The organism is Gordonia sp. GN26 (genome assembly GCF_054823965.1).
The window spans coordinates 7467-20090 of the sequence record NZ_JSYC01000132.1 but is presented as its reverse complement, the minus strand read 5'-3'; the positions used below and the strand labels follow the sequence as shown (position 1 = coordinate 20090).

At 67.9% G+C, this 12624-nt stretch carries 10 protein-coding genes; 9 read left to right on the top strand and 1 reads right to left on the bottom strand.

Annotation, left to right across the window (positions count from 1 at the left end; translation table 11 throughout):
* Positions 1-107: 107 nt before the first annotated feature.
* The gene (locus tag OK17_RS19875; RefSeq protein ID WP_232715438.1) at positions 108-935 is read right to left on the bottom strand and encodes an enoyl-CoA hydratase/isomerase family protein; all 828 of its coding nucleotides are present in this window, start codon (positions 933-935) and stop codon (positions 108-110) included.
* Between the two features lie 118 nt (positions 936-1053).
* Here OK17_RS19875 and OK17_RS19870 point away from each other — a divergent pair, with 118 nt between their 5' ends.
* From OK17_RS19870 to OK17_RS19830, 9 genes are read left to right on the top strand one after another with little or no spacing between them, the layout of a single operon-like run.
* The gene (locus OK17_RS19870; protein WP_232715439.1) at positions 1054-1956 is read left to right on the top strand and encodes an SDR family oxidoreductase; all 903 of its coding nucleotides are present in this window, start codon (positions 1054-1056) and stop codon (positions 1954-1956) included.
* A 59-nt stretch (positions 1957-2015) separates the two neighbouring features.
* Positions 2016-3254, top strand: coding sequence for a cytochrome P450 family protein (locus tag OK17_RS19865; RefSeq protein ID WP_232715440.1), 1239 nt, complete (start codon positions 2016-2018; stop codon positions 3252-3254).
* Between the two features lie 5 nt (positions 3255-3259).
* Positions 3260-4570 carry an FAS1-like dehydratase domain-containing protein gene (locus tag OK17_RS19860; RefSeq protein ID WP_461418490.1) on the top strand — a complete coding sequence of 437 codons (1311 nt, stop codon included), beginning with the start codon at positions 3260-3262 and terminating at the stop codon, positions 4568-4570.
* Complete coding sequence (locus OK17_RS19855; protein ID WP_461418488.1) at positions 4567-5430, top strand: enoyl-CoA hydratase/isomerase family protein; 864 nt, start codon at positions 4567-4569, stop codon at positions 5428-5430. The genes OK17_RS19860 and OK17_RS19855 overlap by 4 nt, the downstream gene beginning before the upstream one ends.
* Positions 5427-6902 carry a phosphotransferase family protein gene (locus OK17_RS19850; RefSeq protein ID WP_461418486.1) on the top strand — a complete coding sequence of 492 codons (1476 nt, stop codon included), beginning with the start codon at positions 5427-5429 and terminating at the stop codon, positions 6900-6902. Before OK17_RS19855 ends, OK17_RS19850 begins: the two co-directional genes overlap by 4 nt.
* Positions 6899-9055, top strand: coding sequence for an acyl-CoA dehydrogenase (locus OK17_RS19845; protein ID WP_461418485.1), 2157 nt, complete (start codon positions 6899-6901; stop codon positions 9053-9055). The genes OK17_RS19850 and OK17_RS19845 overlap by 4 nt, the downstream gene beginning before the upstream one ends.
* Before the next feature lie 35 nt (positions 9056-9090).
* Positions 9091-9540: an OB-fold domain-containing protein gene (locus OK17_RS19840; protein ID WP_269784539.1), complete on the top strand. Its 450-nt coding sequence runs from the start codon at positions 9091-9093 to the stop codon at positions 9538-9540.
* Complete coding sequence (locus OK17_RS19835) at positions 9537-10700, top strand: thiolase family protein (protein ID WP_461418484.1); 1164 nt, start codon at positions 9537-9539, stop codon at positions 10698-10700. Before OK17_RS19840 ends, OK17_RS19835 begins: the two co-directional genes overlap by 4 nt.
* 31 nt (positions 10701-10731) lie before the next feature.
* Positions 10732-12297 carry an AMP-binding protein gene (locus tag OK17_RS19830; RefSeq protein ID WP_461418483.1) on the top strand — a complete coding sequence of 522 codons (1566 nt, stop codon included), beginning with the start codon at positions 10732-10734 and terminating at the stop codon, positions 12295-12297.
* Positions 12298-12624: the final 327 nt, after the last annotated feature.

Here is a 12624-nt window from a genome sequence, read left to right as displayed (position 1 = left end):
TCGCAAGCTCCTCGCCTACTCAACCGGCGGCTGGGGGACGATCGCTCTCCGCCGGCCGAGTAGGCCCGAGGGGCTACCCGAGGTCCGTATCGAGGTCAGCGGCGTCGTCACCGGTAGGCGGGCGGATCGTTCCGGCGGGGCTGGGCGCGCCGGACCTCGGCGGGTTGGTTGCCGATGTGGGTGTACGCCATACCGTTCTGCAGTGCGGCGGTGCGGGTCATGTCGAGGGATTCCCAGATGGCGCGTACGGTGCCCTGGACCGCGACCGGATTGCGGGCCGCGATCGACGCGGCGATCTCGTGGGCGCGTGACCGCAGGTTCTCGCGATCCACCACCTCGGTGACCAGGCCCAGGCGCAGGGCGGTCTCGGCCGTGATCCGCTCCTCGGTGCCCATGAGTGCCCACCGCAGGACGTCGCCGAGGGGGACGCCGCGGTTCAGCATGCCGATCGGTTCGAGGGCCGAGACGATGCCGCCGTTGGCGTGCGGGTCGAAGAACTCGGCGTCGGCGGAGGCGATGATGATGTCGGATTCGTTGAGGAAGTACTGGGCCCCGCCGGCGGCCATGCCGTGCACGGCGGCGACCACCGGCTTCCACACACGGTGGTGGATCTTCGGCGACAGTGAGACGCCGGGATCGAAGGTGTTCCACACGTTGTCCTTGGCGAACCAGGAAGTCCCGCCCTTGATGTCGGCTCCGGTGGAGAAGGCGCGATCGCCGTTGGCCTGGATCACCACGGCGTGGACGGCGGCGTCGTCGCGAATCGTTTTCCAGGCCCATTCGATCTCCGCCGCCATCGCGTCGTTGAACGAATTCAGGGCCTCCGGCCGGTTGAGCGTGATGGTCGCGACGTGGTCGTCGGAGACCTCGTACTCGATGGTCGTGAGGGTATCCGGGGTCGTCGTGGTGTCTGAAGTGCCGAAATCAGTAGTCACAGTGCGTCTCCCGGCCCCCGCCCGGACCGGCGGGCGGATTCTCGAATGTGGCATAAATCATGTAACTCAATGTACTATCACTAGGCGTAAGCGCGAAGCTGAATGCTGGGAGCGATGCATGGGGAGTCTGGACGGCCGCGTGGCCATCATCACCGGGGCGGGACGCGGGATCGGGCGGGAACACGCGCTGCTGTTCGCCCGCGAAGGTGCGGAGGTCGTCGTCAACGATCTCGGTGGCTCGCGTGATGGCAGCGGTGCAGACGCCTCCGCGGCCCAGCGGGTGGTCGAGGAGATCCAGGCCCTCGGCGGCAAGGCGGTCGCCAATCATGACGACGTCGCCTCCTGGGAGGGGGCGGAGTCGCTGATCAACACCGCCGTCGAGACCTTCGGTGACCTGCACGTCCTGGTCAACAACGCCGGCATCCTGCGCGACCGGACCGTCGTCAACATGTCCGAGGACGAGTGGGACGCGGTCATCAATGTCCACCTCAAGGGGCATTTCGCTCCGCTGCAGCACGCCGCCGCCTACTGGCGCGGGCGCTCCAAGGTCGAACCGGGCGTCAAACGGGCGGTCGTCAACACCAGTTCCACCTCGGGTCTCTTCGGTCAGCCCGGCCAGGTCAACTACGGCGCGGCCAAGATGGGGATCGCGGCGATGACGATGATCGCCGCCGGCGAGCTCGCCCGCTACGACGTCCGCGTCAACGCCATCGCCCCCGCCGCGCTGACGCGTCTCACCGCCGGTCTGGCCGGCGTACCCGATCCGGAGAAGGGCGAGCAGGCCGGGCCGATGGATCCCGCCAACGTCTCACCGTTCGTGGGATACCTGGGAACCGAGAACTGTCCGATCACCGGACGGGTCTTCTTCGTCATGGGCAACAAGGTCAAGCTGTTCCAGCCGTGGGCGATCATCGACTCCATCGAGAAGCCGGGCGACGAGCGTTGGACGATCGCCGAGCTCGAGACCGCGGCCGCCCGACTGGCAACCGTTCCCTTCGACCTCGGGAACTGGCGGGACTGACCTGGCGGACCGCGAGGTCGGTCTTCCGCCCACAGCAGGCAACGAAAGGTGAACATCCCATGACCAGCGTCGCAACCCCGACCATGTCGGTGACCAACCTGGCCGATCCGGTGATGTACTACAACCCGTACCCGCGGTATGCCTACCTCCGTGAGAACGAGCCCGTCTCCCGACTCAAGGCCCCGATGATGGTGCGCGGCACCGGGTACATGGTGACCCGGCACGCCGATGTGCAGGCGCTGCACACCGACGAACGCTTCTCCACCGATTCGATGCGCTACGGCGGCGCGGCGCGTTTCAACTGGATGCTCCCGCAGACCCTCAAGTTGCTCAGCGAGACGATGGTCTTCAAGGACGACCCGGAACACAAACGTCTCCGCACGCTCGTCCACAAGGCGTTCACCCCGAAACTCGTTGCGGGGATGAGCGATCAGGTCACCGACATCGCGAACCAACTGGCCGACGAGCTGGCCCGGAAGAAGGATGTCGACCTGGTCGACGACTACGCGGTCGAACTCCCGCTGCGGGTGATCTCCTCGATGCTCGGTGTCAACGACGCCGACCGCGCGGAGTTCCATGACCTGGTCAACAAGATGACCGAGGACTCGGGTGGCGGTCCGATCGGCATGATCCGCCGCATGCCCGTCGCCAACAAACTGCTCAAGTTCATCCAGCATCTCGCCGACGAGGCACGCGCCCATCCTGACGACAACGTGATCTCGGCGATCGTCGAGGCCCGCGAGGACGGCGACCGCCTGACCGATCGCGAAGTCCTCGGCATGATCTTCCTGCTCCTGTTGGCCGGCCACGACACGACGTCGAACCTGATCAGCAGCAGCGCATTGGCTCTGGTGCGCAATCCCGACCAGCTCGAGGCGCTCCGCGACGACGAGGCGTTGTGGCCCACCGCCATCGAGGAGTTGCTCCGTTACACGACGCCGGTGGCGTGTGCCGCTCCACGCATCGCGATCGAGGACCTCGAGTTCGCCGGCACCCACATCCCTCGGGGCAGCCAGGTGGTCGGCATGATCATCTCCGCCAACCGCGACAAGGAGGTGTACGACGATCCGGAATCGCTGGACCTGGCCCGATTCCCGAACAAGCACATGTCCTTCGCCTTCGGCGCCCACTACTGCCTCGGGCATCACCTGGCCCGCCTCGAAGGTCGTGTCGCCCTGCGCACCCTGATCGAACGGTTCCCCTCCCTCGAGGTGACCGTCCCCGACACCGACCTGCGGTTCAAGGCGACGCTGTCGCTGCGCGGCCTGAAGTCGTTGCCGATGCGCGTGGGTGGGTGACTCCGGTGACCCAGACCTCCACGAAAACCGCCGACGCCGCCTTCGACCATCCGATCAAGGACGAGGACATCGAGAAGGCGAAACTGCTTCTCGGCCTCGAGGCGCCGAAGAGCATCGACGAGTTCTACTCCGTCGCAACGCCGGATGCGCTGCGGAACTTCACCCGCGCCTACGGCGACGACAACCCGCTCTACACCGACGCCGCCTACGGGGCCCGGACACGGTGGGGCAGTCAGATAGCGCCGCCGATGATGCCGATCGCATTGTCCCGCAAGATGCTCGGCGACCCGATCCCCGAGGACATCCGCCAGGCCACCAAGCGGTTGTTCTCCGGCGTCCATCTCTTCGTGTCCGGGCAGACCACCGAGTGGTATCGCCCGATACTGCCGGGTGACGAACTCTACGGCTTCGGCGGACTCGAATCGATCGAGGAGAAGACCAGCGAATTCGCCGGTCGCTCGGTGATCCGCGTCCTGCGTACCGTGCGCGTCAACCAGCGTGCCGAGGTCGTCTCCATCGACCGCGTCATCCTCATCGCCACCGAGCGCAAGAAGTCGCGCGAACGCGGTAAGAACATGAGCATCGAACCGGCGTCGTACACCGATGAGCAGATCGCCGAGATCGACGAGATCTACGCGGCCGAGGGCCCTCGTGGCGCGGAGAAGCGCTGGTTCGAGGATGTCGAGGTCGGGGAGAAGCTGCGACCGATGGCCAAGGGGCCGCTGACCCTGACCGATGTCATCTGCTTTCACTCCGGCGGTTACGGTTTCGCGCCGTACGGGATCGCCCACGGACGGCTCGGTTACGAGAACCGGCAACGAAAGCCCAAGTTCTACATCAAGAACCAGGCCGGCATCCCCGACGTTGCGCAGCGACTCCACTGGGAGAACGAGTGGTCGCAGTCCATCGGCAACCCGATGGCCTACGACTACGGCGTGACCCGAGAGTGCTGGCTCACCCACTTCGTCACCGACTGGATGGGCGACGACGGGTGGCTGGTCCGCCAGCACGACGAGATGCGCAAGTTCAACTACATCGGCGACACCCAGATCATCACCGGCGAGATCGTCGGCAAACGGGTCGTCGACGGTGTCGGCCACGTCGACCTCGAGTTCCGCGCCACCAATCAGCGCGGCGAGGTCACCGCACCGGCGACCGCAACCGTCGCGCTGCCCAGCCGTGAGCACGGTCCGGTGTTGCTGCCGAAGCCGTCGGAGTCGTTGGAGCGCAGCGCCATCGAGATGATGGGCCGCCACCGGGAACTCCTCTACAGCGGCGGTTCGGGGGACACCGGTTCGGGACGGGCGGGTCGGTGACCGCATCGGTGAACGGCACCGCCGGGATCGCCGAACTCGCCGCACGACGCGGTGGGAGGGTGATCGACACCGGAACCGAGGTCGTCGCGGCGTCGGTCGTCGACCGCGTCGGTCTGGTGATCCTCGACCGCCCGGAGCGGCGCAACGCGCTGCACCCGGGGATGTACGAGGCGGTGCCGCGTCTGCTGGTGGAGTTCGCCGCGGACCCCGAGATCGGGTGCGTCCTGATCACCGGTGCCGGCACCACGTTCTGTGCCGGTGGGGACGTGCGCCGCAAGGTCGAGAACGCCGGCGGCACCGTGGAGGAGCGGGCGGCCGGGCTCACCCACAACGCCCGGATCTCGGCGCTTCTGCACGACATGCCCAAGGTCACCGTCGCCGCGCTTCCCGGTGCCGCAGTGGGGGCCGGCCTGTCCATCGCCCTCTCGACCGACCTCCGGATCGCGGCGTCGTCGGCGAAGCTGGTCGCCGGGTGGGGTGACCTGGCGTTCTCCGGCGACTTCGGCGGAACCTGGTTCCTCACACGGCTGTTGGGCCCCTCGCGGGCATTGGAGTTCCTGATCTTCGGTGAGCCGATGTTCGCGCCGCAGGCCCGGGACTGGGGCCTGGTCAACCGCGTGGTGTCCGACGCCGAGTTCGCCGCGGCGGCCCTCGACTGGGCGACGAAGATCGCCGCGGGGCCCCGGCAGGCCTGGGCCGCGACGAAGGGCAACGTGCTGCGCGCGGCCGAGATGAGTTTGTCCGAAGCGCTCCCGCTGGAGAGCGAACAAATGGTGAGATCGGGTATGACCGACGAGCACAAGGCTGCGGTGCGCGCCTGGATGGAACGGGCAGCCGCGCGCAGCCGGGAGGGTCGATGACGGCAGTCGAGGCGACCGAGAAGACGTCCTCGGGGGGAAAGACCGCCGATCCGTCGAAGCGGACTCCGAAGGGGCTGCCCGACGAGTTGCGGTCGTGGATCGTCGACGTGACCGGCGCCCGGGACATCACCACTCGGCAGGTGCCCGGCGGTGCGAGTCGCCAGGCATGGTTCGTCGACGTCCACGGTGGCACCGGGGACAGCAGTGCTGAACTGTTCCTGCGGTACGACCCACGGGAACCCAAGCCGCTCAGCGCGTTCCACCCGCTGTCGGTGGAAGCCGAGATCATGTCGGCCCTCAACCGTGCCGGCGCCTGCGTGCCGCGCGTCGTAGCCGCCCACCCGACCCGGCAGGCAGTCCTGCTCGAGCGGGTCGGCGGCGAGACCTGGTTCTACCTCATCAAGGACCCCGACGAGCAGGTGGCCGTCGCCCGCGACTTCATCGGCAAGCTGGCCGCGATCCATCGCATCGACCCGCGCGACCTCGACACCCCGTCGCTCGGCCCGGTGAAGTCGGTGTCGGAACACCTCGACGACGAGCTCGCCGGCATCCGCACGCGAATGGGACGTAAGTCGGCGCCGGCACCGTTGCTCGCGTTCTGCGTCGACTGGCTCGAACGCAACAAGCCCGTCTACGACGGCCCACCCGTTCTGGTGCAGGGCGACACCGGCCCCGGCAACTTCATGTACGCCGACGGCGAGGTCACCGCGGTGGTGGACTGGGAACTGGCACACCTCGGCGACCCGATGGACGACATCGCGTGGCTCTCGCTCCGCAGCGCGCAGGACCCGTTCACGCACTTCCCCGATCGTCTCGCCGAGTACGAGAAGCTGACCGGGAACACCATCGACGTCCAGCGGGTCTGGTACTACCGACTGCTGGCCGAGGCCAAGATGTCGACGTTCCACGACGGTGCCGACGATCGCCGGGGCGCTCTCGTGGTCGGTTCCCCCGATGCCGGGAACAGCATGATCTACGGGATGTTCCACCGGCGACTCCAGATCGAAGCGCTCGGACACGCTGCCGGACTGGACATGTCCCGACTCGACTTCGCGCCGAAACCAGGCGACGACGGAAACCAGCACGTCTTCGAGGCGACGCTCGAGGTGCTGCGAGCCGCCGCCAAGCAGGCCGGCGACCCACTCGCCGCACGCTGGACCAAAGGAGCCGCGCGACTGGTGAAGTACCTCAAGGAATGCGACCGGATCGGCGACGACCTCGACACCGACGAACGTGCCGAACTCGCAACACTTCTCGGGCACGAGCCGTCGACCATCGAGACCGGTCGCGCCGAACTGGCCCGTCGCACCATCGAGGGAACGATCGATGTCGGCGACTACGTCGCACAGATGTGGCGATCGGTCCAGCGCGATGACTACCTGATGCGGATCGCCTCGGGTGCGCTCTACGAACGCACCTGGCCGCCGCTCACCGACGACAGACAACAAGACCGAGACCGGGAGCCGCAATGAGCATCGCCTTGACCGAAGACCACGTCGAACTGGGTTCGGTGGTCCGCGATTTCACGATCGAGCGCAAGGTGCGCGCCGAGGCCCGCACCCTCCTCGACGCCTCCGAGGAGCAGCGGCCCACGTTCTGGACGGAGATCGCCGACGTCGGCTGGCTCGGTTTGCATGTCGCCGAGGAGTACGGCGGGTCGGGATTCGGCATCGCCGAACTCGTCGTCGTCGTGGAGGAACTCGGCCGGGCTGTGGCGCCGGGACCCTTCCTGCCCACCGTCATCGCCTCGGCTGTCCTCGGTCATGCCGACGAGCAGCTGCGCGGTCGGTGGCTTCCCGTGCTGGTCGACGGATCGGTCATCGCCGGCGTGGGGCTCGCGTCGTCGCTCGACGCCTCCGGCGACAGCATCTCCGGCACGGTGGGCGCCGTGCTCGGTGCGCCGCTCGCCGACATCCTCCTGCTCATCGACGGCGACGACGTGCTCCTCGTCGAGTCCTCCGCGAGCGGGGTCGAGGTCGAGACGAAGGCCAACCTGGACCCGACCCGTCGTTCGGGCAAGGTGACGCTGGCCGATACCCCGGCCACCCGGATCGCCGGGCTCGGTTCGACTGCACTGGCTCTCGCGCGGACCCTGGCGGCCGCCGAGGCAGTCGGCGGCGCACAGGACGCGCTGGAATCGGCAGTCGCATATGCGAAGGTGCGCGAGCAGTTCGGTCGGACCATCGGATCGTTTCAGGCGGTCAAACACCACTGTGCGAACATGCTCGTCGGCGCCGAGGCCGCGACCGCAGCCGTGTGGGACGCCGCCCGCGCAGCCGACGAGGGGGTGGAGGCGTTCGGCCTGACCGCCGCATCCGCCGCGACGCTGGCACTGCCGGCCTACTCGACCAATGCCGAACTCAACATCCAAGTCCACGGCGGCATCGGCTTCACGTGGGAACACGACGCGCATCTCCATCTACGTCGGGCAACGGTCCTCAAGGGGTTGTTCGGCGGACAGGAACCGGCCCGCGACGTCTTCACCTTCGCGGCGTCGGGGATGACCCGTGCCAACAGCCTCGACCTGCCGCCCGAGGCGGAGGAACTCCGCGTCCGCGTACGTGCCGACATCGCCGAGATCGCCGCGGCGGAAGACGAAGCCGCACAACGCGAGAAGCTCATCGAAACCGGCTACGTGATGCCGCACTGGCCCAAGCCGTGGGGCCGCGCCGCAGACGCCGTCGAACAGCTCGTCATCGAGGAGGAGCTGGCCGCGGCAGGGGTGAAGCGTCCCGAGTACAGCATCACCGGCTGGGTGATACTGACCCTCATCCAGCACGGAACCCAGGATCAGATCGACCGGTTCGTGAAGCCCGCACTCCTGGGCGACGAGATCTGGTGCCAGCTCTTCTCCGAACCCGACGCCGGTTCGGATGCGGCCGCGGTCAAGACCCGTGCGACGCGCGTCGACGGTGGCTGGAAGATCAACGGGCAGAAGGTCTGGACCAGTGGTGCGCACCTGTGCAAGCGAGGTCTGGCCACGGTGCGTACCGATCCGGAGGCCCCGAAGCACAAGGGCATCACCGCGGTGTTGATCGACATGTCCGCGCCCGGCGTCGAGGTCCGGCCGCTGCGCCAGATCACCGGCGGCGCCGAGTTCAACGAGGTCTTCTTCACCGACGTCTTCGTGCCCGACGCCGACGTCGTCGGCGAACCCAACGACGGCTGGACCGTGGCCCGCGCGACCCTGGGCAACGAACGCGTCAGCATCGGCGGCGGTACCGCGGGCAGCGAGGGCGCCGCGACCTACATGCTCAAGCTCGCCGAGCGCTACGCCGACGGGGTCGAGGGCTCGACGGTCAAGATCGGCGAGTTCCTCGCGGTCGAGGATGCGCTGCGCCTGCTGAACCTGCGTCGGGTGGCCCGTTCGGTCGCCGACGCCGGGCCGGGGCCGGAGGGGAACGTGACGAAACTGCTCCTCGCCGAGCACATCGGGGATCGGGCGCGGCTGTCGGCCGAACTCATCGGTCCCGACGTCGCCTTCCTCTCGGGTGCCGGGAAGATGGCCGGGCTGCTCGTGCTGGCGGCACGCGGTATGTCGATCGCCGGCGGCACGTCGGAGATCACCCGCAACCAGATCGCGGAGCGGATCCTCGGCCTGCCCCGCGATCCGCTCAACCGGTGACGACGGACGGCCCGACGTCGGGGGACGGTCTGAGAATGCGGAGCATCCCCTCGGTCGTCGACAACGATCGCGCGTACTGGACCGCGGGTGCGGACGGGGTTCTGCGGCTGCCTTTCTGCGAGTCGTGCGGACGGTGGTTCTTCCCGCCGGCCGACACGTGTCCGACGTGTGGCGGTCCGGTCGGGTTTCGTGACACCCGCGGAACCGGCACCGTCTACACGTTCACGGTCAACGTCCAGCGCTACCGTCCCGATCTCCCGACTCCGTATGTGATCGCCCTGATCGAACTCGACGACCAGGCAGGACTTCGGGTGCCCGGCAACGTGGTCGGTTGCGAACCCGACGACGTGAAGATCGGCATGCGCGTCGAAGTGTCGTTCGAAGCGGCCACGTCGCGGAACGAACCGGATGGTGGGCTGTTCGTCCCCGTCTTCACCCCCACCGACAGCGGAACCGGTGCGGACTCGGGAGGGGATCGTCGATGAGCCCGTATCCCGAACAGGACGCCATCATCTCGGGGATCGGCATCTCCGACATCGGCCGCAAGACCGGTACGCCGGGGATCGATCTGACGATGCAGAGCGTGCGGGCGGCGATCGCCGACGCGGGGTTGCAACCCTCGGACGTCGACGCGATCCTCACCCTGGGTGACGTGCCGGCCACCGAGACTGCGCAGCAGCTGGGCATCGAACCGGAGAAACTCGGCGGTCCGTACGGTGATGCGGGGCTGCTGGCGCCGGTGCAGCAGGCCGCGATCGCGGTCGGGGAGAGGCGGGCCCGCCACGTGCTGGTCTATCGGACGGTCCAGATGATGGGCGGCACCGTCGACCGGCCCGAGCGATCCGGTGGCAAGCCCCGGCCTCGTCGCGATCCCCGGCCGGTGATGAGCGACGTACCCTATCTCCTTGCTGCCGACGCATACTCCGCGGCCAACTGGCTGGCGATGCACTGTCGTCGGCACATGTACGAATACGGCACCACGCGCGAGCAATTGGGTGCGATAGCGCTCAACGCCCGCGCGAATGCGGCCCTCAACCCGGCAGCGGTGTTCCGTGACCCGATGACGATGGACGACTACCTCGGTGCCCGCACCGTCTCGACACCCTTCGGCCTACTGGATTGTGATGTCCCGGTGGACGGTTCGATCGCGGTCGTGGTCTCCCACCGAGACCACGAGTCGTCGGCGCCGAACCCGGCGATACGTTTCGCCGCGATCGGCGGCGCGAGCGGGGTCGGGGGATGGACCCAGCGGGCCGACTACCCGAAGATGGCGGCGACCGAAGCGGCGGCGCAGCTGTGGAGCCGGACCGATCTCACCCCGACGGATGTGGACATCGCCGAACTCTACGACGGCTTCACGTTCCTCACTCTCGCATGGCTGGAGGCCCTCGGCTTCTGTGGGGACGGTGAGGGCGGACCGTTCGTCGAGGGCGGCAGCCGGATCGGGCGTGACGGGCAGTTGCCGCTCAACACCTACGGCGGGCAGCTGTCGGCAGGACGAATGCACGGCTACTGGGTGCTGCACGAGGCGTGCCTCCAGCTGCGCCGCCAGGCCGGGGAGCGTCAGGTGACGAAATCCCTCGACGTCGCCGCGGTGTCCGTCGGGGGCGGGCCCATCGCCGGGTGTCTGCTGCTGACCCGCTGAGTTTCCACGAGCGTCGAGAGAGATGAGGAACATGACCACGCTGCCGGAGGAGATCCGCACGACCGCGCGCGATCACGGTGCCACCGAAGTCGTGTTCCACAGTGCGGTGCGCCCGGTCGAGACGATCACGCTCGCCGACCTCTACGAGCAGGCCACCGCCGTCGCGGCTGGTCTGCGTTCCCGTGGCGTCGGTCCCGGCGATGTGGTGGCGATCCAGCTGCCCAACTGGCGCGAATGCGTCGTCTCGCATTCGGCGGCATGGCTTCTCGGCGCGACGGTGCTGCCGATCGTGTCGATCTACGGGCCGTCCGAGCTGTCGTTCATTCTGCGGCAGTCGGCGGCGAAGGTCTACATCGGACCGCGGACCTGGCGTGCGCGGGACTGTTCACCCTTGTTCGACGCCGCGTCGGAGATCCCGACGATGCAACACCTGTTCGTGGTCAACACCCCGGGGGAGGCCACGTCGGATCGGTGGACCGATTTCGGTGAGCTCCTCGGTCAACCTGCCGCGGGTTTCGAGCCGTACACGCCCGCCTCACCGGACGAACGCGCATTGCTCGTCTACACATCGGGGACCACCGCGGACCCGAAGGGTGTGCAGCACAGCCACACCACCCTGATCGCCGAGGTCCGCTCCATGGAGGAGCATCGCGGCACGGGTGAGCAGACCAGCTGCCTGGCGGCGTTCCCGTCGGGCCACGTCGCCGGCGTCCTGGGCATCCTGCGGCTGCTGGGGCGCGGGGCGACCACCGTCCTCATGGACGCCTGGGACCCCGCGGTGGCCGCCGAGCTCGTGGCCACCCACCGCATCGAGTCGTCGGCGGGCGCGCCGATCCACCTCGCGGGAATCCTCGAGGCTGCGGATCGAGCCGGTCTCGACGTGTCCTCCCTGACCGAGTACACGACGGGTGCCGCCAACGTCGCGGCCGAATTGATCCGGCGTGCAGATGGATTCGGAGTCCGAGCCTTCCGGTGCTACGGGTCGACCGAACATCCGACGATCTCGTCGGGTTCTCCCGGCGATCCGCTCGACAAGCGCGCCAACACCGACGGCCGCATCACGCCGGGCACCGAGGTGCTGATCGTCGACGAGAACGACCAGCCCGTCGAGCCCGGTGTCGACGGCGAGATCCTCTGCCGTGGGCCCGAACAGTTCCTCGGCTACACCGACGCGACACTCGACACCACGAGCTTCGCCGACGGTTGGTTCCGCACGGGAGACGTCGGGAATCTCGACGCCGACGGCTATCTCACCATCACCGACCGCAAGAAGGACATCATCGTGCGCGGCGGCGAGAACATCTCGTCGAAGGAGGTCGAGGACACGCTGCTGTCCCATCCGGCCGTCGCCGAGGCCGCCGCGATCGGCATGCCCGACGAACGGTACGGCGAGAAGGTCTGCGTGTTTCTCGTTCTGCGGGACGGTGGTCGCCTCGATCTCGACGCGATCCGCGACCATTTCGCAGGTGCCGGGTTGGCGCGCCAGAAGATGCCGGAGCGGCTCGAGATCGTCGACTCCCTGCCCCGCACGGCCAGCGGCAAGGTGCGCAAACCCGACCTGCGCGCACAGATCCGGGAGTTGCTCGCGGAGGCGTGAGCCGCCGCAAAGTCGCGTCTCCGGATTGATGTCGCGTGCGATCTCGATCGGGTCCCGCGACGTCAGCTGTTGTCGCACAGACGGATTGATGTCGCGGGCGACTTCGTTTAGGTGGCGCCACCCTTGCTCCCTGAGGTGCGAGCGCAGCGAGCCACGAAGGGTGGCCACGTCTCCTCACCAGCCCTTCGTGGCTCGTCGCTTGCGCTCCTCGCACCTCAGGGAGCGGGTGGGGGGCGTCCGTACTTCGGGGGAGCGGGTGGGGGGCGTCCGCACCTCGGGGAGCGGGTGGGGGCGTTTGTACCTCGGGAGCGAGTGGGGGCGTCCGTA

What these genes read in the sequence shown, in the direction of transcription:
- OK17_RS19835 (WP_461418484.1), top strand. Translation starts at nt 9,537, where the DNA reads ATGAGCCCGTATCCCGAACAGGACGCCATCATCTCGGGGATCGGCATC.
- OK17_RS19850 (WP_461418486.1), top strand. Translation starts at nt 5,427, where the DNA reads ATGACGGCAGTCGAGGCGACCGAGAAGACGTCCTCGGGGGGAAAGACC.
- OK17_RS19840 (WP_269784539.1), top strand. Translation starts at nt 9,091, where the DNA reads ATGCGGAGCATCCCCTCGGTCGTCGACAACGATCGCGCGTACTGGACC.
- OK17_RS19830 (WP_461418483.1), top strand. Translation starts at nt 10,732, where the DNA reads ATGACCACGCTGCCGGAGGAGATCCGCACGACCGCGCGCGATCACGGT.
- OK17_RS19865 (WP_232715440.1), top strand. Translation starts at nt 2,016, where the DNA reads ATGACCAGCGTCGCAACCCCGACCATGTCGGTGACCAACCTGGCCGAT.
- OK17_RS19870 (WP_232715439.1), top strand. Translation starts at nt 1,054, where the DNA reads ATGGGGAGTCTGGACGGCCGCGTGGCCATCATCACCGGGGCGGGACGC.
- OK17_RS19845 (WP_461418485.1), top strand. Translation starts at nt 6,899, where the DNA reads ATGAGCATCGCCTTGACCGAAGACCACGTCGAACTGGGTTCGGTGGTC.